The following is a 23209-nucleotide window of genomic DNA, read 5'->3' as shown; positions in this document are numbered from 1 at the left end:
TCTTTACTTGATTCTTATTTTATCGTATGGGAGGGCATTTTACCAGTGCTGATTTCACGTATCCTGGTCTAATTTGTAGCCAAACGCCAGAATTACGGCACCTAGCAGGATCACAACAGCCGGAATGATCATAAATCCCATGCTGATGCCTCTCTGAAGCTGCAAAGAAGCCATGGAGGGGTCTGTCTCTGAACTGAACTGCGCAAGCGCCAGACAGGCAGAAATCAAAATGCCTCTTGACACAATACCGATTTTGATCGGTACCGTTAAAAGTCCCATGACCGTTCCGGTCACATCGTAGCCCAGTTTTTTTCCGCTGTAGGCCGCGCAGTTGGAGAAGAGCTCCGGGTCACAGGCATTGGTCAGTACAAGTATGAACATGACTGCACACATGGCGGCCATGACCACCCAGGTCTGACTGTAAGCAAAGAACGCGCCTGTGGCGATAACTGCCATCAGAAAGTAGGAACAGACCACGGTCTTCTTCGCGGTGAATCTGCCAACGATGAATTTTGATATGTAGGAAGCCACAACGCCAAGCAGGTTGGCGGCAAATACAAAGGTGGTCAGCAGCGCGGCATTCTGGCCCACATATGTAAAATAGTAGATAGCCAGCCCGTTCACCAGGAAGAGCACAATGTATTTTGTGATGCAGGACAGGAACAGCCACAGCAGGTGCGGATTACACCGGATGGCATCCAGCGCCCGGACTTTCTGGGCATTTGGTGCCGTTTGGGCAGAACGGGCCTGTCCGGCCATCCTCTGCAGTTCTTCCTCTTTGGTCATCTCATAGCCCTTGAACATGTTGAAATGGGCGTAAAATCCCGCTGCCATCAATGCGGAAAAAGCAAATGCAGTGGCAGCATAGGCATTCTTCTCCCCAAGCCACGCGGCAAAGACAGAGACAGCGGCAGGCCCGGCGTAGGAATATACCACAGAGGCCAGGGATGTCCACACCATCCTGGTAGAGGACAGGGTCATTCTCTCTTTTGGAGTCTTACCTGCAATGTTGATCATGGAAACATTGGCAATGAATGGAATGTTCCAGGCAATTCGGCTGGTGATCATAGCCACCGTGACGAAGATGGCGGCAGCCAGCCCGTTGCCTATTTTTATAAACTGCATGGCATACAGGAAGGGGACCATCCAGGGCGTCAGGATCAGCCAGGAGCGGTAGCGCCCCCATCTCTTGGGTTTTATCTTGTTCAGAAATGGACCATACAAGCAGGAGAGGATAGCATCCACCACTGCGGAGATGGTCGTCATCACAGTGATGACACCCAGGGAAAACTTTGCAATATTCGTAAAGAAGTAGGTTGCGTAAAACGTATCAATATTGGACATCAGCGTAAAGCCGAAATCGCCCACGCCGAAGAACCGTTTTAAGGGGGTACTCAGACCGTTTCGCTCTTTTTTATCCGGCATAAATCTGTCTCCTTTTCGGGGGTGTATTTATGTCAGAAGAGTTTAGCGCTGACTTTGGCGATCTCTTCCGTGATCGTGTCATATACGCCCGGGAAGATAGATTCCGGGCCGCCCATGGTATTGCAGGGGATAAAGAATTTTGTGCCGTTTTCTCTGCAGACACGTTCTACTTCCTGAGCAATGTGTTCTCTGCTCCAGTCTTCCCTGTCCACTTCGCCGCTGTCAATGCCGCCCATGAATGTGATCTGTCCGCCGTATTTTTCAATCAGCTCAGGGATATTGTTTGTACTCATAACGCCCTGCCAGATATCTATGCCCATCTCGATCATAGAAGGAACCAGATTGGCTGCATAGGAATCGGAGTGATGGATCACAACCTCAACACCGTGCTCCTTGTAATATCCGTAAACCTTCTTATAAGCCGGCTCATAGAATTCCTTGAACATCTGCGGGGAGATGAAGGAGCTGCTCCTGGAACCCCAGTCATCGTGATGGAAGAGGGCATTCGGTTTTAAGTATTTGCAGATCTCTTCCGCGTATGCCAGCTCCCAGTCTGTGATGTAGTCGATCAGCTCATGCATATATTCCGGTTCTTCATAGAACTGGATCAGACAGTTCTGGATCTCCAGAAGATAATGGCACTGCTCAAAGATACCCGGTGCTACAAAGGGAGCTACAAAATATTCGTCACGGTCAATTTTCTCAGCCTCTGCGACAAAAGGAGCCCATTCTTCTGCGGAGAATTTTACGTTAGGTGCTTTCACATAATCTCTCCAGTGTGTGATGTCCTTGCAGACAATATGCTCCTCATCGTGAACCGGGAAAGGCCCCGGCATTCCTTCCGGGAAGGAAATGGTGACACCCCATGCGTTTTTAACATTGGGGCCGCCCTTTGTGGGCATGGCATTCCTTACGGAGTAAGGGGTACCGAAAAGAAGGGCGATGGCTTCGTACTGATTCACATATCTGTCAGGATGGCCTCCGCGGATGGTTTCTAATAAATTCTGTCTTTTTGATAACATAGTATAAACTCCTTTCTCTATTTTGTATGTCCGTTGGTTTATACTAATATTATAGGGGATGGGGCTTATGTGCACAATTAATCAAATATGGGAAATTATGAGGCAAATATTAGACATAATGGTGGTTTTACTTTATAAGAAGTTTCTCCTTTATCGTCTGATATAACTGATCAAAGTCAACTGGTTTTGCCAGATGACCGTTCATTCCGGCTTCATAAGATTTCACCACATCTTCGTGGAAGGCATTGGCTGTCATTGCTATGATGGGTATGGTTTTTGCCATGGGGTGACCTGATTTTCTTATAATTTCAGTGGCCTGATAACCATTCAATACAGGCATCTGTACATCCATTAGAATAATATCGAAGGCATCGGGAGCAGACAGGAAATTGTCTACAGCCTCCTGTCCGTTGCAGGCACAGGTGACATCCAGCTTCATTATGTTTAACAGTTCCACTGCGATCTCCCTGTTGAGCTCATTATCCTCTGCCAGCAGCACGCGGCGGCCTTCTGTTTCAGGATTTTTGAAATCATGTTTCTTATGGCAGGGAGCTTTGCCGGCGCCTGTGACAGACAGCAGTGTATTGTAGAGTGTGGAGGAGAAAATTGGTTTGGAAAGGAAGGCATTGGCACCGGCCTCACGTGCACTTTTCTCAATGGAGCTCCAGTCATAGGCTGTGATTATGATGATCGTGGTTTCCGGGCCTACATATTCCCTTACCCGGCGTGTTACTTCTATGCCGTCCATATCAGGCATTCTCCAGTCAATGAGACATACATCATAATCATCACCAATTTTATGGGCAGCGATCACCTTGTCCACACACTCTGTGCCGCTCAGTACCCAGCAGGATGATATACCCAGATTTTTCAGCGTCAGTGAGGTATGAAGACAGCTGTCCTGGTCATCGTCTGCAATGAGGACATGCAGAGATTGAATGGCCTGGGGAGAGTGGCTGACCCGGTTCGTTTCCGCGGGAGTATCAAAATCCAGTTCCACCCGAAAGGTGCTTCCTTTACCCGGTTCACTTTCTACGGCAATCGTGCCTCCCATTAATGTGATCAGATTTTTGGTGATAGACATGCCCAGGCCTGTACCTTTGTATGTCTGTCCTGCAGATACATTTTCCTGTTCAAATGGCAGAAACAGACGGTCCAGGAATTCTCTGTTCATGCCAATACCTGTATCACGCACAGTGAAACGGAGACGGACCCGGCCTTTCTTTTTCTGAAGCTGCCGGATCTCCAGGGTAATGGTCCCGCCTTCCGGTGTGAACTTAAGTGAATTGGAAAGGAGGTTGATCAGTATTTGATTTAACCGCAGAGAATCACCAATCAGATCCGTGTCAGAGAGATCTGCCAGAGGGATACTGAAATTCAGGTGTTTTTCCACAGCCTGGGGATATATGATGGAAGTAATGGATTCCACCACGCTTTCCAGATTAAAGGGTTCCTTTGTCAGGGTCATTTTACCCTCGTCGATCTTGGACATGTCCAGAATATCATTGATGAGGGTCATCAGATGTTTGGAAGCGTAGCCTATTTTTTCAAGGCAGCTCTCCACACGGCTGCGGTCTGTTATATAGGTGGCGGCAATGGTGGTCATGCCGATAATAGCGTTCATTGGAGTACGGATCTCATGGCTCATTCTGGAAAGAAAATTCTGTTTGGCAGCATTGGCATTCTGGGCATTTACCAGGGCATCGTTTAAGGTCTGCCTGATACGCATATCTTCAGAACGGTCGAAAACAGTTACAATGCAGCGGATGGTCTTGCCATGAACTGTCTCCGGGAATATCTGAAGGCGCATCCAGTGTATTTCTCCGTTAGGAAACTGCATCCTAAAGTCTATACTCCTTCCGTCTGCATGTTCCTTCAGATGTACAAATTCATCGAATGAGGCCTTATCTTCCTCCAGGACCCGTTCACGAAGCGCATCCAGTTCTTTTGTAAATGCATCTTCTTTTATTCCCAGTACACGCTCACAATTTGTACTGATATACTCCAGTGAATCATTGTTCAGATTGTGAATCAGAAAGACTTCATCTACGTTTGCTGAAAGTATATTAAACAGATGTTCCCGGTAATGAATCTCCCTTACATTTTTCTTCTCACGCCAGAATGCAATTAAAAAATAGGAAGGAAGAAATACAGTGAGGAGAACTGATGAAACCGTTGCTTTGACAGCCATAATCCTTGAGTTTTTTTCCAGACTCTGTACCTTTTGGTCCGCAAAGGCAATGACTGCGGTAAGGGCGTCATTCACGGCATCGTATTTGGGATACAGAAATTTTTCCACATATTCTGAAATGGCAGCATTGTCTAATGTGATAACAATGGGCAGTGCTTCGTTCTGTGTCGTTTCCAGATCCTGCATAGCTTTCAGGAGATTTTCACTGTCTTCTTTCGGTCCAAGGTATTGTCTGGTGATCACCTGAATGGCATCATACTGCATAGTATAACGTTCCTGCAGCGTCTGCTGCAGATCATCCATATCCAGGTCATCCTGCGAAAACATGCTCATGATAAAGAAACGCATATCCAAAAGACGTGAACGTGTGGCTCTTGCTTCGTTGGAGACTGAGTAGGGATGTTCGTATATCTCAGACGCCATTTTCTGCATATGAAGGGTCGTAAATATGCTGGAACCAGATACAATGACAGCCAGTATACAAACTACAAGTATCCCTATCTCGGAAAGTGCAGGGCGTTTTTTTCCTGTTTTCATTGGTTCTTTCTCCTTTTGACATGAATGATACGGAAAGGTCTTCTATTCTGCAGGGCTTCTTAATCTGAAATGAGCAACAAGCTGGCTCAGGAGTTGTGCCTGAGAGGAAAGTTCCTCACTGGCAGCAGCGCTTTCTTCAGCAGTAGCGGAATTTGACTGCACCACATCTGAAATCTGATTCATTTCCTGGGTGATCTGATGGACGGATTCTTCCTGTTTGACAGAAGCTTCTGTTATGTAATTGATAGATTCTGTTATACTCCCAACACCCCTTACGACTTCCTGCAGAGAATCCGCGGTAAGGTCAGCGCTCTTTATTCCCCGCTCGATGTTTTCCAGAGATTTTTTGATCAGCACTGCTGTATTTTTGGAAGCATCAGCGGAATTGTTTGCCAGATTACGAATCTCTTTGGCGACAACAGCAAACCCTTTTCCATGTTCGCCTGCCCGTGCGGCTTCGACTCCGGCGTTCAATGCAAGGATGTTTGTTTGAAAGGCAATGTCTTCAATGGTCTTGATGATCATCTCAATGGCTTTTGAACTTTCACCAATATCCGCCATGACAGAAAGCATATCCTGCATTTGCTGTTGGCTTGCCTCAGCGCTTTTCCTCACTGTTTTTATATTTTCATGGACAGCTTTTGCACTTTTAACATTATTTTCAACCTGATCATATATGTCATGGATCGCAGATACAAGAGTATCTATAGAGGCTGTTTGTTCGGCGGCTCCCTGTGCCTGTATCTGTGCCCCGGATGATACCTGCTCAGAACCGGCGGCAACCTGCTCTGCAGACTGATTGATCTGCAGTAAGGTCTCACTCAGACTGGTGTTGATCTTAAGCAAAGAGGAGAGTACCGAATCTAATTCCCCCACATAGCTGTCCCCTGCCCGGCTGCTGACGTCAAAATTCCCCTCTGCCATTTCATTCAGCAGATAGGTTTCGTCCCGGATCACCGCTGTCAGCGTCATCACCATGCTGCGCATATCTTCTGCAAGGCATCCCATCTCATCTTTGGAATAGTAATTGATCTTGGTGGATGAAAGCTTTCCTTGTGCAATGTTTCTGGCTGCCTGTTCCAGCTCGCGGATGCCGGAGGATATCCCTTTTGAAATGTAAATACCAAAAAGAATGCTGATCACTAAGCTTGCAGCCCCCAAAAATACCAGCATCTCAATGGCAAATCTCTGTTTTTCCTGTAAATCGTTTATCAGTTGCTTTCCTGTGGAATTACCGCTTTCTATCAGTTTGTCCAGCTCTTTCTGGGCTTCTTTGATCACAAGAATATTATTATTTTCCATGTAAGTGGCGGCTTCTTCCGTTTTGTTTTCTGCAGCCAGGGACAGAACGTGTTCCCGCATGGGCGTAAGTCTTGTGAGGCAGTCTTCCAATCGTTCTATGATCTGGCTGTCCCCCTGAAAGTGTTCTTTGATAACAGGAAGCTCGTTCTGGATGAGGTTTGCGGAATCCAGAGAATTGGCAGTAGCTTCACGGGTGATCTTGGTGTCTGAATTTGCTATAGAACGATAGGTAGCTTTCTGCATTCTCTCGAAATTAGCGTTGATCAGACTGGCACTGTCGTTAACAATAAACGGTCCATTGTAAAAAACTTTGACCTTAGAGTTCAGATTAACCAGATTTACAATGCTGACAGAAAATCCTATGACCATAAAAATTAAAATTACCGCATAGGAAATTAATAATTTTTTCCTTATTTTGATATTTTTCATCCCCCAACCTCCATTGTTTTATGTTTTTGTTTTTTTCCCCTGTAATGTGTGAATTTAACTCTGCTCACATACTTATTGTATTTTACCATACCCTTAATTTATAAGCAATTGATTTATTCAGTCTTATGCGGGAAAGCCAAAATCAGTAGCAGGTATACATAAAATGTGGTAGAATAAATTGATAAAATTAAGAGGTGAATGAATGAAAACCAAAAGTGAACTGAACTGTCTTGTTTATGATTTCTATGTAACCAGAATTCTCTTTGGTTATTATTCTTACGGAGATAGCCTTCCGCCTATGCAGAAGATCAGTGAGTATTTTCGGCTGGCTGTGCCAACTGTCAGGACTGCGCTGAAGCTTCTGGAGAAAGAAGGATATATTGAGATTTCCGCTCCGAAAGCGGCCAGAGTGATTTATAAGGCTTCCGGAAAGGACTATCTCAGGAATATCGCACGCTATCGGTCTGCCCGCAAGGAAGGACTCTTGGATATGCGGCAGGTGAACCGGCTGCTGCTTGCTCCATTGTTAAATGCGGGAATATCGGCAGGAGACGAGTCTTCCCTGAAGGACCGCTGGAAGAAAATGAAAGATAATGAATTTGACGGAATGTCCGTCTCCATAGGATTATATACGTCTGCACTTGCCTATCTGGATAATTATTTGATCATGAATTTTTACTGGGAAATGAACCGCTATACTCGTATTCCATATATGTTAGGTAAACTTGAGGCATTGGAAGAGATTATTGAAAAGTTAGATACACTGCCAAAGGAGGAGATGGGGGTATTTCTCACAGAGGAATTAGAGTCTGTTTATGTGAATGTAGATAAGATATTGAATAAAAAGATTCAGAGCGAATATCCCAAACTCCTGGACGGCCAGTATCCGGGGATTCCCTTTGAATGGAATTTTTATTATAAGCGTTCCCAGATTCGCTATACACTTGGGGCTAAAATGCTACAGGAAATACTGTATGGATATTATCCCATCGGAAGTTATCTGCCGTCTCTGCCGAAACTGGCAGAACATTATGGAGTATCGGTTGCCACTATCCGTCGTACGATTGACTTTGTGGCAGGTTACAATATAGTGAAAAGTTTCCAGGGAAAGGGCATACAGGTTTGTCTGGGAAAAGAGGATGTAACGGCATCACAGGAGGTGGTCCGGCTTGCACTGAAATATTTTCTGGACGGTATGCAGTTTGTAGCGCTGACGGTTCGTTCGGTCTGCCGGTATACATTAAAGCGTATTTCCGCTGAGGAGTTAGATAAGCTGGGACAGTTTCTTTTGACGATCTGTGAAAGGAAAAAGGAGTATCTGCTTTTGGATATCTTTTTAACATTCATTGCGGAGCGCTGTCCATCCCCCGCTGTCGGACATTGTTATCTCAAGATATTGAAATGCCTGGTCATGGCGTATCCGTTTACATTGTTTCAAATGGAACAGGCAGAATTTGACAGAATCTATGGTGAGATGATCCGGCAGACCATTCATAATATAGAAGGAAGAGAGATTGATAAGATCACAGATGGATGGGGTGTTTTTTTTGACGAGCAGGAGCGGTATTTCAGGGAGGCTGCCCGTAATCTGACATATGACAGATATAACTGGAAAGTAAAGCTGCCAATCCATTGATCCTCAGGTATATGACAAGAAAAAAAGTCCTGGAAAAATGAATTTCCAGGACTTTTCAGAGGCGCCAACCAGATTTGAACTGGTGATAGAGGTGTTGCAGACCTTTGCCTTACCACTTGGCTATGGCGCCATATCTATATTATTCTGTTTGAAGAAGTGTTACACTATATTATATTACCACATTTTCAAAAATATGCAAGTAAAAAATGACTCCAAGGGGATTTGAACCCCTGTTACCGCCGTGAAAGGGCGGTGTCTTAACCGCTTGACCATGGAGCCGTTAAGATAAATAAATAAAAGAGGCGCCAACCAGATTTGAACTGGTGATAGAGGTGTTGCAGACCTTTGCCTTACCACTTGGCTATGGCGCCTGAGTGACTCCAAGGGGATTTGAACCCCTGTTACCGCCGTGAAAGGGCGGTGTCTTAACCGCTTGACCATGGAGCCGTGTTTTATCGGAGCGACCATGGACTATAATAGCATAAGGAAATACAAATTGCAAGCATTTTTTTCAAAAATTTACACTACTTACATTGTTTCCATGGGTTGTATGGTGTATACTGAAATTGACTGTAGTACACTGCATAGGAAAAGCACTTTTTATGGCACATGTTGACGGGAATGCATGAGAAAGGTGGTTTTATATGAAATTTAAGGGGAAAATAGCAGTATGGTTCTGGATGATACTTCTGGCGGGAAATGCTGCGATGGCTTACGGACTGCTGGTATCCAGCGATGTATCCGCTGAGATCGTGGCTGCCCTGGTCGTCTACAATGCCATATTCATTCCCATTGTTGTGAGGAATTATGTAGTGGTTGACGGAGACAGGATGGCAATTTACTTTGGGATCATGAAGGATTCCATGGAAATTTCAGAGATCAGGGAGATACGCAGGACCTGTAACCCCATTTCTGCCACAGCGGCGTCACTGGACAGGATTGAGATCAGGGGCAGAAGGCAGGAAATGATATGTGCGGTCCGGGACAGGGAGCGGCTGATCGAGGAGCTGGTAAAGTGCAATCCGCAGATAAAGGTGTGAAAAGAGAGCGGGAGAAAAAGTTCTGAATCTAAAGGTTCAGGGCTTTTTTCTATTTTTTTGCAGATAAGTGTAACTTTTGGATGATACTTTCGATTAATAATCAGAAAGTAAACGATTTCGCGGCTGTGAGGGTATTGAAGAGGGTATTGAATGTTTCATTATTTCGTGCACACTTAGTATATTTACTTTCGGAAACAGAAAGGAAACCATATGACCCGGGAAGCGCTCAGCAGTATGACAGATGACCAGCTCATGGAATTGGTCAGGGATAAAAATTTAAGACAGGCCTATGACGTGCTGGTTCTCAGGCATTACCGGGAGGCTGTGCGCTTCTGCATGAAAATGTTGGGGGATGAGCAGGCTGTCCTTGATATTGTACAGGACAGTTTTGCGGATATCTATGTGCATAGATCCAGGGTTTCTCTGTCCTGTGCATTCAGAACGTATCTTTTGGCTGTGGTGAAGCACAAGGCACTGGATGAGATCAGAAAAAATGCCAGACATAGGACAGAGGAGCTGGTCGCATCCAGGATTGAGGTGCCGGGGCAGTCAGAGCAGTCGCCGGAGGAACTTTATGTGAAAAAGGAAGAATACACAGAAATTCTCCAATGGATCGAAGAATTGCCGAGGGATTACAGACAGGCGCTTATATTATTCTGTGTGGAGGGAATGTCTTATCAGGAAATAGCGGCAGCCATGGGGAAAAATCTTGCCCAGGTCAGGATAATACTGTACAGGGCAAGGAAAAAATTGCAGAGGCAGAGGAGGGAACAGGAATGATGCAGCCGGAAAACGAACTTTTAGAAGCTGTGTGGGAAAAAGCAGAGCGAAAAGAAGAGAATCTGAAACTGGCAGGGGAACTGAGCCGGATGCCCAGGCAGGAGGGACTGGATTCTTTTTTGTGGGAGATGTTCTGCGGAACCGGTATCCGGCATCTGTATGCGCATATGACGGATATTTTATTGCTGTCCTTTATCCTTATGGTGCTCTTTTTCTATATCGGGCTGAAGATGGTGGGGATTGGCGCTGTGACTGCTTCAGGCGCTGTTTTTGCTGCAGCCCCGGTTCTCTATGCAGCCATTTTTTATCTCTCTTTGGTGAAGGAAAAGCAGCAGCAGACCTGTGAACAGCATATGAGCTGCAAATATACTTCTTTTTATCCGATGGCTGCGCGTATGTTTTTCAACAGCCTGATGGGGCTTGGATTTGATCTGGGGTATGCATGCATTCTGGCTGTCAGATTTCAGGCGGATGTTCCCAGGCTGCTGGCAATGGCCTTTGCCTCCCTGATGATCTTTTCCCTTCTTCTGGTTCTCGGAATTGTGAGGGGGAAGAAAATCGCGTGGGGGTCGGCAGTGAGCAGTGTCTGGATCATCGGGAACCTTCTTCTTATGGGGCTGGCAGCGAGCTGGTATCGAACGCTGCTGGAACAGGTTCCGGTGGTTCTGTTAGAAGCGGCAGGTGTGGCAGCCGCGTTCATTTATATCCGTCATCTGCTTCTGTTATGCGGGCAGCGGCAGTGATAGTTCTGGGAAGCGGAATAGTGACAGCGGACCTGCAGTTTGCCGCGGAGAGAAGGTGTAACATCCGCCAGAGAGGTTTTAAAATGTATGAACCGGTTAAAATATGTTAAAAATGGAACTGTACGGTAACTTTGCAGCAACGTGTAAAAATCCATACAGAACCGCTTTAAACGCGAATACGCGGCAGCAAGGAGGAAGAAAAATGCTGGAAGAAAACATGATGATACAATTTTTAAAAAAATTTGATGAATATCCGTTTCTGGTGAAAGCATCAGGGAAGGAGTATCTGATCGGAGAGGGAAGTCCCCTGTTTACGGTAAACTGCCATAAAATGATTCCCATGAAGGAGCTGGTCACGAGCACCTCCCTGGCATTGGGAGAGGCGTACATGAACGATGATCTGGAAATAGAAGGGGATTTATACGAGGCGCTGGATCATTTTCTGGGGCAGATGGATAAGTTCTCCACGGATCGAAAGGTTCTGAAAAAGCTCATTTTCTCCTCCACAACGAAAAAGAACCAGCAGAAAGAAGTCAGGAGCCATTATGATATAGGAAACGACTTTTACAAGCTCTGGCTGGATGAGACTATGAGCTATTCCTGCGGATATTTTCTTCATGAGGATGATACACTGTACCAGGCACAGGTCAATAAGGTGGACTATATTTTACAGAAACTGTATCTGAAAGAGGGGATGAGCCTGCTGGATATCGGATGCGGCTGGGGATTTCTTCTCATAGAGGCAGCTAAAAAATATAAGGTCAAAGGCACAGGAATCACTCTGAGCAAAGAACAGTATAAAGAATTCCGGAAACGAATCCAGGAGGAAGGGCTGGAGGACCTGCTCACAGTGGAGCTTATGGATTACAGGGAGCTTGAGAAAAGTGAGTGGAGATTTGACCGGGTTGTGAGTGTGGGCATGGCGGAACATGTGGGACGTGAGAACTACAAGCTGTTTACAGACTGTATCAGCCACGTTCTGCAGCCTGGAGGTCTGCTTCTTCTGCATTTTATCAGTGAGTTAAAAGAGCATCCCGGGGACCCCTGGATCAAGAAATATATCTTTCCCGGCGGTGTTGTGCCGAGCCTCAGGGAAATGGTCTCCTATCTGGCGGAGGACGGCTTTCATGTGATGGATGTAGAGAACCTGCGGAATCACTATAACCGCACACTTCTGTGCTGGGAGAAGAATTTTAAAGAACACGCAGATGAAGTGAGAGAAATGTTTGATGAGAAATTTGTCCGCATGTGGGACTTATATCTTGCATCCTGTGCGGCCACTTTTCACAACGGTGTGATAGATATCCATCAGATACTGGCGTCAAAGGGAATCAATAATGAACTGCCGCTGGTTCGGTGGTACTGAGAAGAAGAAAAAAGACTGCGGCAGCAGAAGGGGATGGTTTCGATGTCCCGTTTCTGCTGCCGCAGTTATTTACATACATGTCTCTGCCATCCCTGCCAGTGACAGCATCTTTTCCTGAGTAAGGTGATTGAACACAGCGATTACCCGCCCCACACCGATCACAGCGATCACGGTGCCGAGACCGATGCCTGTGAGATGTCCGGCAAACAGCAGGCTGACTGCAATGGTGAAGGAGATATTCAGAAGGTCAAAACAGTTTTTGGTAAATCCCACTTTCCAGCCGGTGCAGTCCGCGATCGCCTGTACAATACCGTCTCCCGGGTTGGGGATCACGCGCATGTTCAGGGACATAGCAGCCCCGGCTCCGGTCAGCGCTATGGCAAAAAGTAAAATAAGGATCCTTCCGGCAAAACTGCCCCAAAAGCTGCCTGCGTAAGCCGTCTCAAATTCCGGGATCCTGTCTGAGAAAAGATTGAGAAACCGGGTAAAGACAAGGCTCAGGGGAAGCTGCAGCACATCCATCAGAAGTACCAGCTTCAGATTCGTCCGGTTGGCATGAGCCAGGACCTGCCCTCCTCTGGCAGAGTATTTTTTATTGCGGACAATGTGGAGGCACATTTCCACCAGGACAAAAATACTGTAAAGGATAAATGTCATGTCTCCGAAGTTCAGATTCCAGATGGAGGAGATGCTGTAAGAGACGGATATGATGGGAGAGACACCAAGTCCGGATTTGGTGTTCAGGGAAATCCCCAGGGCCAGCAGCAAAAGTCCTGCCGCGTAATACAGCCCCCGGTAAAAAAATGGTTTTTTCATAATGCTTATGTACACTTCCTGTTTTCTTTTATTTACACGTTCTTATCTTACCACACAATAAAATAAAAATGAAGAACATTTCGTCCCACTTCCGAATATGTTATAGGAGGCAAAAACCGAAACATAAGCGGGAGGTATGAGGATGGCAGAAAAAAACAGCGGTGCAGAGGGGCGGACAGCACTCGGTGCGCCGTTTCCATGTGATTCTAAAATGATATTGTTTTCCGGGAGGCCCACAAGCTGGTATGAGGTAGAGATGGTGACCGGCAGGGCAAAGCTTCGGGGAACCCTGGTTCCTGAGAGAGAGATAAACGCCATTGGCTACAATGTGCTGGATTCTTATATTTACGGATATGACCAGAAAAGCGGCCAGTTTGTCCGGGTGGACAGCAGCGGCGCGGCGGAGGTCCTGACACCCAGGCCCCGGGGACTGCCTGCGGCTTTTTATGATGTGGGGACCCTGGATCTGAACGGGTATTATTATCTGTATGCGTCAGGGGAGCAGAGATTTTATACCGTGGATCTGAGGCCGGGTTCCCCCACGTATTTAAGACTGGTTGAACCGGCTGCCGGTTATGGGGAGCAGACGGAGAACTACGGCACAGCGCTCACACAGCCCCTTAAGATCGGAGACTGGGTGTGGCAGTCACAGGAAAATGTTCTGTATGGGGTAGCGGATGACGGAACCGTGTACCGGATTTTTACTGATGGTCAGGTGACAGCCCTTGATACTACAGGGCCTGATCCGGGCAGTACTTTCGGGGCAGCGGTCATGGACCGGAATGGGGTGCTCTATGCGGTGGCAGGCGGGGACGGAACCATTTACCGGTACCTGATCGAACAGGACAGGGCGCAGGCAGCCCGGTTTTCCGCAACCGTACAGAATGCATACCAGGATGGTACCATGTGTCCGTATGCGGCTTTAGAGGTAGATTTTGGTGATGCGCCTGATATCGGAGGCACAGCGGGAAGCGGGAATTATAATACGCTGCTTGCCAGTGACGGGCCGCGCCACAGAATTGTTGACGGGCTGACTCTGGGACTTCTGGTAACCGGGGAGACAGAAGCACATCAGAATGCCGCAGCGGATGGGGATGATCTGGTGCGCCGGATACAGGATGATGCCCTGACTGTTCCTCTGGCTTCCCTGCATGTGACAGACAGCACATATCATGTACTTGCGGGGGTCAGAAACCTTACGGGCACCCCTGCGAATCTGTACGGGTGGATCGATTTTAACAACAACGGGCTTTTTGAGGAGGAGGAATCGGTACACCGGGTCGTGCCGGCCAGTTCCCAGACCCAGATGATTTCCCTGGATTTTACGGTTCCGCCTTCCGCCAGCCTTCGGCCGGGGCATACATTTTTAAGACTCCGCCTGACCACGGATGATCTGCCGGAGGGGACACTGCTGGGACAGGACACGAGAAGCGTAGGGCCTGCGTCTGACGGGGAGGTGGAGGACTATATCATAGAAATCCAGGCGCTGGCAGATCTATCTGTGGAGAAAACGGCTGAACCGGATTCTCTCAATGAGGGGGAACGGATCACCTACCGCATTGTGATCAGAAACCAGGGTCCTCATCCTGCTCTTGCAGTGCGTCTGACGGATGATATCCCGGAAGAGATTTTTGATCCTGAATACAGCACAGACAACGGAGGAACATGGAATCCGTGGACGGGAAGCCTGGAGATTGGGGAGATGCAGGCCGGCGAGGCGCGGGTGGTTCTTATTCGCGGCATCTTCCGCAGCGGCACAGCCACTGAGGTGGAGAACACCGCCCGCATCACAACAGGCTCCCAGGATGACAATCCGGATAACAACACGTCCACAGTGGTAACTCCGGTTAACCGTTCGGCTGATCTGTCTGTCACTAAGAAAGCAATCCCTTCTCCGGCTGTTGCAGGGGAACAGGTGGAATTCCTGATAGAAGTCACAAATCATGGGCCGGATGACGCGCTGAATGCCAGGATGACGGATAATATTCCGGCGGTACTGGAAAGACCTGAGATATCTTATGACCAGGGCGCGTCCTGGCAGGTATTCAGCGGGCAGACCGATGTATTTCGTGTGCCTTCCGGCAGCAGTGTGACATTCCATATAAGAGGAATGCTTTCGGCGTCGGCCGCAGGCAGTTTTTCCAACAGGGCTGAGGTGCAGTCTGAGACACCGGACCCGGACCTTTCTAACAATACAGATACCATAGAAGTTCCCATTGACCGGTCCGCAGACCTGTCCGTGATAAAAAGGGCAGTCCAGGCCGCAGTATACGAAGGACAGAGAATCGAATTTACCATAGTGCTTGAAAACAAAGGGCCATCGGATGCGGAAAATGTCACACTGACGGATGCAGTGCCGGCGGAGATCGTGAACGCTGAATTTTCCCTGAATGGGGGAGGCGTGTGGAATATCTGGAGCGGCTCCTATACCTGGCCCGATTTCCCGGTGGGAAGCAGTGTGACGGTACAGCTTCGCGGTACGGCAGCCCCCGGATTTACCGGAACAGTGACGAATACGGCGGTGGTGACTTCATCCGTACCGGACCCGAACCCGGATAATAATTCATCCGAGGATACAGTCACAGTGGAACCGGGCGCAGATCTGACAGTGAGCAAGACAGCAGATCCGGACAGCATCACAGCAGGACAGAGAGTTGTGTACACCATAACAGCCGGCAACCTGGGACCCGGCAGGGCTGAAAATGTTATCATCCGGGATGCAGCGTCCCCGTATCTGATGGAGACAGAGTATTCCATAGACGACGGAAGGACCTGGCTTCCCTGGAGCGGTTCCTATGCCGTCACATCTCTGGAAGCAGGGGAAAGTGCGGAAATCTCCCTGAGAGGCAGGACAGAGCCGTCCTTTACGGGCACACTTCGCAACACAGTGTCTGTCAGTTCGGATACACCGGACCCGAACCCGGGCAATAACACAGATGAGGCGGAAGTGGTGGTGGATGTGTCGGCAGACCTGTCTGTGAGAAAGACGGCAAAACCGAATCCCGCCAAACCCGGCGTACCGGTCACCTATGAAGTTACGGTAAAGAATCTGGGACCATCGGATGCCGTGCAGGTGACTCTGGAGGATGCCATGCCGGCCGTTCTGGTGAACCTGGAGGTCTCCGCAGATGATGGGGAGAACTGGGAACCCTTCAGCGGCTCATGGACAACGGAATTTCTGGCTGCGGGTACTTTTGTAAGGCTGCTGCTCAGGGGATTTGTGCCCCATAATGCCACGGGACAGTTGGTAAATACCGTGGAGGTAAGCAGCAGTACCAGGGACCCCTATCCTGACAACAACAGGTTCGAGCTTGTGACCCCCATCGCGCCCATGCCGGAGTTATTTATCACCAAGACCGCGTATCCGGACTGCGCCATACCCTGTGAATATCTGATCTACACCATCCTGGTGGAGAACAGCGGTTCCGCAGACGCGGAAGATGTGGTGCTCACGGATTACATTCCGCGGGAACTTTGTAATCTGCAGTTTTCCGCAGACGGAGGCAGGACCTGGTCAGAGTGGAATGGGTCAGAAGCGATCGGAACGATCAGGAAGGGAGAAACTGTGACCATACTCATTGCGGGGATGGTCCATGGCAGAGCCTGCGGGGTTATCACCAACACCGCATCCGTATTCCGCGCAGGTTCGGAGGAATACTATCCGGATGACAGCGTTACCATAACCACGCCGGTAAAACAGTGCTGCTGCTGTGAACCGGGAAGGCCGATCCCTCTGGAAAATAGCAGGGTGTACCGGGATTTCTTCCATAACATGTGATTAATGACACATCCCCCGGGCTGTCCGGCATATCCCTGTGCGGGGAATACCGGGCAGCCCGGCATAATGTAACAAAATGTTCACGTGACAGAATGGGAAGTTCTGGTATAATAGACATATCACTTTATAATTGTCTATTATTTCAAGGCATAAGGGCAGAGCAGGAGAGGAGAAACAGCATGAATTTTGTCATAGAACATCTTTCAAAAGCCTTTGAGAAAAAGCAGGTACTAAAGGATATTACATTTACTTTTGACAGTGGAAAGATCTACGGACTTCTGGGAAGAAACGGGGCAGGCAAGACCACACTTTTTAACTGTCTGAACCGGGACCTGAAGACGGACGGAGGGGATTTCTTCCTGCAGGAGAACGGGGAGAGAGCGGAATTAGCGGCGGAGGATATCGGTTATGTCCTGTCTACGCCCACTGTCCCGGAATTTCTTACAGGAAGGGAATTTCTGAAATTTTTTATTGATATCAATGAAAAGAGTATTGCGGATATAAAAGCTTTGGATGAGTATTTTTCCATTATGAACATTGATGAGGAGGACAGGGATAGGCTTCTCAAAGACTACTCCCATGGTATGAAAAATAAGATGCAGATGCTGATCAATATCATCGCACAGCCAAAGCTTCTGCTTCTGGATGAGCCGCTCACATCCCTGGATGTGGTGGTGGCTGAGGAGATGAAGCAGCTTCTGCGCTCATTGAAAAAGGACAGGATCATTATTTTTTCCACACATATTATGGAGCTGGCTCTTGACCTGTGTGATGAGATCGTGATCCTCAACCATGGAGAGTTGGAAGTGGTAGATCCGTCTAATCTGGATAATGGCGGATTTAAGGACAAGATCATACGGGCACTGAAGGAGGAAGAGAATGATTAGGACGTTTCGTATTTCTTTTTCGCTGAAAAATACATACCGTGTGAACACGATCCTCTATTCCCTGAAGCAGATTCCCCTTGTCAGGAAGATTCTGCCCCAGAGCCTGTACAGGAGCCAGGGGCTGAAGATATTTGCCAATATACTGTCCGGCCTGTGGGAAATCGCGGGAACTTTTCTGGGGAAGGTTTTATATCTTCTGATCATGGTATTCGGGTTGGGGATGCTCTATGAGAACACAGGGGACGGAAGACTGTTTGTACATATTTTGTTCTTTCTGAGTCTGGTCGGGTCTTATATGAATACCTATATGTTCAATCCCAGTAATGATAAGTATTATGCCATGATCTTAATGCGTATGGATGCCAGGTCCTATACTCTGACGAACTATGCCTATGCGGTGGGAAAGTGCATCCTGGGATTTCTGCCTTTTACCATTTGGTTTGGGGTGGAGAGAAATATTCCGCTGTGGTGCTGCCTGCTGTTTCCGTTTTTTATCGCGTCAGTGAAGATGCTGATAGCCTGGAACTATCTGGTTGATTTTAAAAGGACAGGGGAGAGCAGGGATGAGAATCTTCCCGGTAAGCTGGGATGGATACTGACAGCAGTCCTGCTTGCGGCGGCTTATGGGCTTCCTTATCTGGGAGTGCTTCTGCCTATGTGGCTTATGGCAGCGTTCATGGTGCTTTCCGTGGCGGCGGCTTGCGGGGCGGCAGTTTATATGGGGCGGTTCGATGAGTACAGAACCCTGTATCAGCAGCTTCTGGCAAAATTCAGAAACGGTATGGATTATAAAGCAACAGTAAAGGCCGCGGTTGAGGAGCAGAACCGTAAGCTTATCAGCCAGGACACCGGAATTACCAGCAGCAGAAAGGGATTTGAGTATTTTAATGAGCTTTTTGTGCGCAGGCATCAGAAAATCCTCTGGAAATCGGTGAAGAGGCAGGCGGTTATCTGTCTGTTTCTGTTTGTGGGGATTCTGTTCCTGTTTCAGGTAAACGAGGATATCAGGAAACAGATCAACAGGATGCTTATGGTGTTTCTGCCGTACTTTGTGTTTATTATGTATATGATAAACCGGGGGACAAGTTTTACGCAGGCGCTGTTTATGAATTGTGACCACAGTATGCTCACATACTCTTTTTATAAGAAGCCGGAATTTATTCTGAAGCTGTTCCGCATCCGGCTCAGAGAGATCGTGAAGGTGAATCTGCTGCCCGCGTCGGTGATCGGTGTGGGGCTGCCGGTGCTGCTGTACTTCTCCGGGGGGACGGATAATCCTGTGAATTATTTGCTGCTGTTTGTGTCAGTGATGGCTATGAGTGCGTTCTTTTCCGTGCATTACCTGACCTGTTATTATCTGCTGCAGCCTTATAATGCGGGGACAGAGGTGGTCGGGGGGACTTACAAAATTGTCACCTGGGCGACCTATATTGTCTGCTTTATGTTCATGAACTTAAGGATGAGTACGCTGGTGTTTGGAACGGTCGTTACCTGCTTTTGTCTGATTTACTGTGTGGTGGCCTGTATTGTGGTTTACCGGGTAGCCGGGAGGACATTTCGGATTAGGAATTAGGGTGTTTATGACTCCGGTTCGCTGTTGTCTGTGGGACAATCAAAGCAGCAGCACTCCAGCGCTTCCAGCTTGGCATAGAGTACCTGTTCCAGGAAAGTGACTTTGGTGACAGTCTGTTGGACGGATTGATTGACTTTCAGAAGGTCACAGATGTTGTCGGCCAGTTCGATGGCTTTCTGTAGTTTTTCACCTTCTGCATTCAGGATGTGGGCCAAAGCATTTTCCGTCCTGGCGATTGACTTCAGGATGGCACAGGCAGCGTCGGAACAGGAATTGCAGTTGCAGTCACAGTCGGAATCACAGTCACAGCTGGAATCACAGTCACAGTTACAATCACAGTCGGGTCTGCAGGAGCATTTGGAACTGCAGTTGCAGTCAGTGGTGCAGGAGCATTTGGAACTGCAGTTGCAGTCAGGGTTGCAGGAGCATTTGGAACTGCAGTCACAGTCAGGGTTGCAGCAGCATTTGGAACTGCAGCCGCAGTCGGGTCTGCAGGAGCATTTGGAACTGCAGCAGCAGTCAGGGTTGCAGCAGCATTTGGAATTGCAGTCACAGTCAGGGTTGCAGCAGCATTTGGAATTGCAGTCGCAGCCGGGTTTGCAGCAGCACCCGGGTTCACAATCACATTTGGAACTGCAGCACTTGGGGCAGCAATCGCAGTCACAGTCGGTTTTGCAATTGCTGCCTGATTTGCAGCAACCCTTAGAATCACAGTCACAGTCGGGCTTGCAGCATACTTTAGAATCACAATTGCAGTCAGATTTGCAGCAGCCCTTAGAATTACAGTCCCGATCGGTTTTGCACCTGCAATTCATTTCAGAAATATTCATTTCACTTATATTCATTTTACAGATATCTGCAGCGGATATATCCGTGCCATATATTTCCTCAGCCAAACTGGCTATAGTTAGAGGTTCTATTTTTTGATTCATATATTTCTCCCTGATTAAAAAAAGCCAGAGCGTATTAGAAAATCATTCTCCGCAGACAGTGATAAACTGCGGGCAGGATTAAAGTTTCAAATTCACTCTAAAGTCCGTTTCCATGCAGATGCACATCGGAAAACAGCAGGACAGTTACCGGACAGCACCGGAATGGCAGCATATTTGTATTTAATATATGCGGGTTTTCGGATGACGGTACAGGATGTTTTATTGTCCAATATCCTGTCCTATTAACTGGAGGCAAGTACCTGCATATATATAAATAATGAGCAGATATTTGCTCAGAATATGAATATTTAGGGGGATATTTTATGGGTATGCCCATTATTATGCCGGGGGACACTACGCTGGACCAGGCTGTAACAGATTTGATAATATCAGTTGCGATGCAGGAAACTTCACTTTCCCACATTCTGAACGCGGAGGGGGAAAAGATGGAGACGATTATTTCCATGGAGGGAACATCTCCGGAGGACCTGATGAGGATGAACCGGTCTGCGGAACTCATAACAGGCGCGGTCACAAGGCTGGAGCTGATACTCCAGAGTAAATTAGAGCTGTTTGTCCGTTGTCCTTCTGTGACGAGCAGCAGTATGAATGGAACAGGAGGGGAAAGCTGATGGCAGTAGTAGCAGGCAGAGTGATATTTGACCGGGACAGAAGTGCAACTGTCAACAGCGGAGATTCCGGAATTGCCAATATTCCGGTTGTTTTGCAGAATGTGGACACCAATGAAAGGCTTACCGTTCTCACGGATGTAAATGGAAATTATTCTTTTATCAATGTACCCCCGGGAAATTACAGGGTGGTAGAATCCTACGGAACACAGGGAGGCATTCCATCACCGGGGGATTTTGCCGATGCGGAGACAGGAAGCATACCGCAGGGTGTGAACCCGCCCATCAGTACGGTGACGAATCCGCCTGTCGGTTCAACCAATCTTGACTCAGTGACGCCGGATACTCTGTTTGTGACAGTGGACATGGCAGATGTGATGAATCAGAACTTTCTGAACGGCCCGGTGATCTATACGCCTATTGGGGCACTTGTAGATCTGTGTGCGGTGGTATCAGGGGAAAATCTCATTGAAGCCGCGGATAACGGCACTTTCGGCAGTTTCCCGGCGGGGACGCCTGCCAATACAGGAGTACCGGTTGAGCCATATCCTGATGTGACGCCGGATTTCACTTATGTGCTGCCGAATCCGGATGTTTTTGCGCCTATGGGCGGGGAATATACAGTAGAAAATATTATGAATGATGCCAGAAGTGAGCAGATTGGCGCATGGTGGCGGATCGCAGACCATACGGAAGGCAATGAAACAGGACGAATGATGGTGGTAAACGGATACAACCCCGGCGCTGTATTTTTCCGTGCCGCGGTGGATGTTGAGGAAAACACCAGCTATCTGTTTACTGCATGGATACTGAATCTGTTCAGGGTTACAGGTTATCCCAATCCGGAATTGGGCGTGCGGGTTCTGGACAGAAACGGTAATATTTTATACAGCGCAACGCTGGGCCTGCTGATTCCGCCAAATGTAAATGCACCGGAATGGAAGCAGTTCGGTACAGTCCTCAACTCCGGGAACAATACCAGTCTCACAGTGGAATTTTTGAGTGAAGGCCCCGAGGTGATCGGGAATGATTATGCCATTGATGATGTGGCATTCCAGGAAATAGAGGTACGCCAATTTGTTCCGGTGAAGACTGCCAGTACCTCGGCTGCAGGTATCGGAGAAATTTTTGATTATACTGTCACGTTGACAAATACCTGTGAGAATCCGCTTACAGATGTATTCTTCCGTGATTTGGTACCCCAGGGACTGACATTCGTTCCGGGCAGTGTGACCATCAATGGAACCACATTTCCGCAGGCAGACCCGGCGGAGGGATTTTCACTGCCCGATATTGCCGGCGGTCAGACTACAGCGGTCAGATTTTCTGTAGTGGCCAATGCGGTACCGGAAGAGAATCCCACGATCAACCGCGCAACCATTAATTACTCTTATACGCCTGTGGAGGGCGGAATCCCTGCTGCTTTCCAGGTGGAATCCAATGAGGTCCCGGTATTGATATCGGGGGCGCTGGCGGATCTGTCTGTGGTAAAGACAGCCAGTGAAAGCACTGCGGGACAGGGGGTACAGCTAACCTATACCATTACTGTGTCAAATGCAGGCCCGTCTCCGGCTGAAGATGTTCTTTTAACAGATGCAGTACCCCCATCCCTTACAGATGCGGAATATTCCGTAAATGGTGGTACTGTTTTCAATCCGTGGAGCGGAAGACTGAGTCTTGGCACCCTTGAAGCGGGAGAAAACCGGATTATCCTCATCCGGGGAATCGTAAGCCCTCAGGCAGCGGGAACTATTGTAAACACCGCTGTTGTGACCTCTTCCACACCGGACCCCAATCCGGACAATAACTCATCCACCGTAACGATAAGCATTCTGACACCCAGATGCCGGGCCCTTGTAGATTTGGTAGAATCCGTTGCGCTGCAGGAAGCCGCCCTTGCCCGCATTCTAAATGCAGAGGGACAGAAAATGCAGGCGTTTATCAATTTGGAAGACGTGACCAATGAGGAATTATTCAAGCTCAATAGCTCTGTGACAAGTATGATCGGGACGGTTTCCAGACTGGAGATCGTACTTCAGGCAAAATTACAGAATGTGTCCTGTCAGCTTAATGACTGCCTGGATGCATAAACGATGTTGGCTTTGATGTAAAGACCGGGGCAG

At 48.0% G+C, this 23209-nt stretch carries 17 protein-coding genes and 4 tRNA genes; 11 read left to right on the top strand and 10 right to left on the bottom strand.

The genetic code is table 11. The features are described 5' to 3' along the window. Positions 1-54 precede the first annotated feature (54 nt). The 4 genes from V8Q34_RS20735 to V8Q34_RS20720 form a co-directional block, all read right to left on the bottom strand. Positions 55-1425 (bottom strand): MFS transporter, encoded by a 1371-nt coding sequence (locus V8Q34_RS20735; RefSeq protein WP_148393134.1) that lies wholly within the window; start codon positions 1423-1425, stop codon positions 55-57. Between the two features lie 32 nt (positions 1426-1457). Next, positions 1458-2447 carry a uroporphyrinogen decarboxylase family protein gene (locus V8Q34_RS20730; protein WP_033143240.1) on the bottom strand — a complete coding sequence of 330 codons (990 nt, stop codon included), beginning with the start codon at positions 2445-2447 and terminating at the stop codon, positions 1458-1460. 127 nt (positions 2448-2574) lie between these two features. Further along, entirely contained in the window at positions 2575-5175 is a 2601-nt protein-coding gene (locus V8Q34_RS20725) for a PAS domain-containing hybrid sensor histidine kinase/response regulator (protein WP_335836238.1), read from the bottom strand. A 42-nt stretch (positions 5176-5217) separates the two neighbouring features. Next, positions 5218-6906, bottom strand: coding sequence for a methyl-accepting chemotaxis protein (locus V8Q34_RS20720; protein ID WP_054350773.1), 1689 nt, complete (start codon positions 6904-6906; stop codon positions 5218-5220). Between the two features lie 202 nt (positions 6907-7108). Between V8Q34_RS20720 and V8Q34_RS20715 the strand changes: the two genes are divergently transcribed. Then, positions 7109-8542 carry a GntR family transcriptional regulator gene (locus tag V8Q34_RS20715; protein ID WP_335836237.1) on the top strand — a complete coding sequence of 478 codons (1434 nt, stop codon included), beginning with the start codon at positions 7109-7111 and terminating at the stop codon, positions 8540-8542. Between the two features lie 59 nt (positions 8543-8601). Here the strand turns inward: V8Q34_RS20715 and V8Q34_RS20710 are convergent. The 4 genes from V8Q34_RS20710 to V8Q34_RS20695 form a co-directional block, all read right to left on the bottom strand. After that, positions 8602-8672, bottom strand: a tRNA-Cys gene (locus tag V8Q34_RS20710). A gap of 77 nt (positions 8673-8749) precedes the next feature. Next, positions 8750-8821 (bottom strand) — tRNA-Glu (locus tag V8Q34_RS20705). A 21-nt stretch (positions 8822-8842) separates the two neighbouring features. Next, positions 8843-8913 (bottom strand) — tRNA-Cys (locus V8Q34_RS20700). A gap of 4 nt (positions 8914-8917) precedes the next feature. Further along, a tRNA-Glu gene (locus tag V8Q34_RS20695) sits at positions 8918-8989 on the bottom strand. 197 nt (positions 8990-9186) lie between these two features. Between V8Q34_RS20695 and V8Q34_RS20690 the strand changes: the two genes are divergently transcribed. The 4 genes from V8Q34_RS20690 to V8Q34_RS20675 all read left to right on the top strand — a co-directional run bounded on the left by V8Q34_RS20690 (position 9187) and on the right by V8Q34_RS20675 (position 12471). Beyond that, positions 9187-9582: a PH domain-containing protein gene (locus tag V8Q34_RS20690; protein WP_033143244.1), complete on the top strand. Its 396-nt coding sequence runs from the start codon at positions 9187-9189 to the stop codon at positions 9580-9582. Between the two features lie 210 nt (positions 9583-9792). Then, positions 9793-10362, top strand: coding sequence for an RNA polymerase sigma factor (locus V8Q34_RS20685; RefSeq protein ID WP_052099673.1), 570 nt, complete (start codon positions 9793-9795; stop codon positions 10360-10362). Continuing rightward, a complete protein-coding gene (locus tag V8Q34_RS20680; RefSeq protein WP_033143245.1) occupies positions 10359-11105 on the top strand; it encodes a hypothetical protein in 747 nt (248 codons plus the stop codon). Before V8Q34_RS20685 ends, V8Q34_RS20680 begins: the two co-directional genes overlap by 4 nt. A gap of 202 nt (positions 11106-11307) precedes the next feature. Then, positions 11308-12471, top strand: coding sequence for an SAM-dependent methyltransferase (locus V8Q34_RS20675; RefSeq protein ID WP_033143246.1), 1164 nt, complete (start codon positions 11308-11310; stop codon positions 12469-12471). 69 nt (positions 12472-12540) lie between these two features. Here V8Q34_RS20675 and V8Q34_RS20670 read toward each other — a convergent pair whose 3' ends face one another. Beyond that, positions 12541-13287 carry a DUF6198 family protein gene (locus tag V8Q34_RS20670; RefSeq protein WP_227245238.1) on the bottom strand — a complete coding sequence of 249 codons (747 nt, stop codon included), beginning with the start codon at positions 13285-13287 and terminating at the stop codon, positions 12541-12543. Between the two features lie 142 nt (positions 13288-13429). On the opposite strand from V8Q34_RS20670, the gene V8Q34_RS20665 reads away from it, so the two are divergent. The 3 genes from V8Q34_RS20665 to V8Q34_RS20655 all read left to right on the top strand — a co-directional run bounded on the left by V8Q34_RS20665 (position 13430) and on the right by V8Q34_RS20655 (position 19525). Next, complete coding sequence (locus V8Q34_RS20665) at positions 13430-17065, top strand: DUF11 domain-containing protein (protein ID WP_335836236.1); 3636 nt, start codon at positions 13430-13432, stop codon at positions 17063-17065. A gap of 179 nt (positions 17066-17244) precedes the next feature. Next, positions 17245-17952 (top strand): ABC transporter ATP-binding protein, encoded by a 708-nt coding sequence (locus V8Q34_RS20660; RefSeq protein WP_227245242.1) that lies wholly within the window; start codon positions 17245-17247, stop codon positions 17950-17952. Next, on the top strand, positions 17945-19525 hold the full coding sequence (locus tag V8Q34_RS20655) for a hypothetical protein (protein WP_227211886.1): 1581 nt from the start codon (positions 17945-17947) through the stop codon (positions 19523-19525). Before V8Q34_RS20660 ends, V8Q34_RS20655 begins: the two co-directional genes overlap by 8 nt. Positions 19526-19530: 5 nt before the next feature. Here V8Q34_RS20655 and V8Q34_RS20650 read toward each other — a convergent pair whose 3' ends face one another. Further along, positions 19531-19740, bottom strand: a complete 210-nt coding sequence (locus V8Q34_RS20650) for a hypothetical protein (protein WP_335836235.1) — start codon at positions 19738-19740, stop codon at positions 19531-19533. A 31-nt stretch (positions 19741-19771) separates the two neighbouring features. On the opposite strand from V8Q34_RS20650, the gene V8Q34_RS20645 reads away from it, so the two are divergent. The 3 genes from V8Q34_RS20645 to V8Q34_RS20635 all read left to right on the top strand — a co-directional run bounded on the left by V8Q34_RS20645 (position 19772) and on the right by V8Q34_RS20635 (position 23176). Beyond that, positions 19772-20452 (top strand): hypothetical protein, encoded by a 681-nt coding sequence (locus V8Q34_RS20645; RefSeq protein ID WP_335836234.1) that lies wholly within the window; start codon positions 19772-19774, stop codon positions 20450-20452. 328 nt (positions 20453-20780) lie between these two features. Beyond that, a complete protein-coding gene (locus V8Q34_RS20640) occupies positions 20781-21089 on the top strand; it encodes a hypothetical protein (RefSeq protein ID WP_033143250.1) in 309 nt (102 codons plus the stop codon). Beyond that, the gene (locus tag V8Q34_RS20635; protein ID WP_335836233.1) at positions 21089-23176 is read left to right on the top strand and encodes an SdrD B-like domain-containing protein; all 2088 of its coding nucleotides are present in this window, start codon (positions 21089-21091) and stop codon (positions 23174-23176) included. The genes V8Q34_RS20640 and V8Q34_RS20635 overlap by 1 nt, the downstream gene beginning before the upstream one ends. Positions 23177-23209 lie beyond the last annotated feature (33 nt).

It is taken from the genome of Blautia sp. JLR.GB0024 (assembly GCF_037000545.1).
GTDB classification, from domain to species: domain Bacteria; phylum Bacillota; class Clostridia; order Lachnospirales; family Lachnospiraceae; genus Blautia; species Blautia celeris.
This window is presented reverse-complemented; position numbering and strand designations above follow the sequence as displayed.

Bases quoted from the DNA above. Each gene is read 5' to 3' on its own strand.
- V8Q34_RS20635 (WP_335836233.1), top strand. From the start codon at position 21,089: ATGGCAGTAGTAGCAGGCAGAGTGATATTTGACCGGGACAGAAGTGCA.
- V8Q34_RS20670 (WP_227245238.1), bottom strand. From the start codon at position 13,287: ATGAAAAAACCATTTTTTTACCGGGGGCTGTATTACGCGGCAGGACTT.
- V8Q34_RS20715 (WP_335836237.1), top strand. From the start codon at position 7,109: ATGAAAACCAAAAGTGAACTGAACTGTCTTGTTTATGATTTCTATGTA.
- V8Q34_RS20675 (WP_033143246.1), top strand. From the start codon at position 11,308: ATGCTGGAAGAAAACATGATGATACAATTTTTAAAAAAATTTGATGAA.
- V8Q34_RS20665 (WP_335836236.1), top strand. From the start codon at position 13,430: ATGGCAGAAAAAAACAGCGGTGCAGAGGGGCGGACAGCACTCGGTGCG.
- V8Q34_RS20655 (WP_227211886.1), top strand. From the start codon at position 17,945: ATGATTAGGACGTTTCGTATTTCTTTTTCGCTGAAAAATACATACCGT.
- V8Q34_RS20730 (WP_033143240.1), bottom strand. From the start codon at position 2,447: ATGTTATCAAAAAGACAGAATTTATTAGAAACCATCCGCGGAGGCCAT.
- V8Q34_RS20725 (WP_335836238.1), bottom strand. From the start codon at position 5,175: ATGAAAACAGGAAAAAAACGCCCTGCACTTTCCGAGATAGGGATACTT.
- V8Q34_RS20685 (WP_052099673.1), top strand. From the start codon at position 9,793: ATGACCCGGGAAGCGCTCAGCAGTATGACAGATGACCAGCTCATGGAA.
- V8Q34_RS20660 (WP_227245242.1), top strand. From the start codon at position 17,245: ATGAATTTTGTCATAGAACATCTTTCAAAAGCCTTTGAGAAAAAGCAG.
- V8Q34_RS20735 (WP_148393134.1), bottom strand. From the start codon at position 1,425: ATGCCGGATAAAAAAGAGCGAAACGGTCTGAGTACCCCCTTAAAACGG.
- V8Q34_RS20640 (WP_033143250.1), top strand. From the start codon at position 20,781: ATGGGTATGCCCATTATTATGCCGGGGGACACTACGCTGGACCAGGCT.
- V8Q34_RS20690 (WP_033143244.1), top strand. From the start codon at position 9,187: ATGAAATTTAAGGGGAAAATAGCAGTATGGTTCTGGATGATACTTCTG.
- V8Q34_RS20720 (WP_054350773.1), bottom strand. From the start codon at position 6,906: ATGAAAAATATCAAAATAAGGAAAAAATTATTAATTTCCTATGCGGTA.
- V8Q34_RS20680 (WP_033143245.1), top strand. From the start codon at position 10,359: ATGATGCAGCCGGAAAACGAACTTTTAGAAGCTGTGTGGGAAAAAGCA.
- V8Q34_RS20645 (WP_335836234.1), top strand. From the start codon at position 19,772: ATGGCACAGGCAGCGTCGGAACAGGAATTGCAGTTGCAGTCACAGTCG.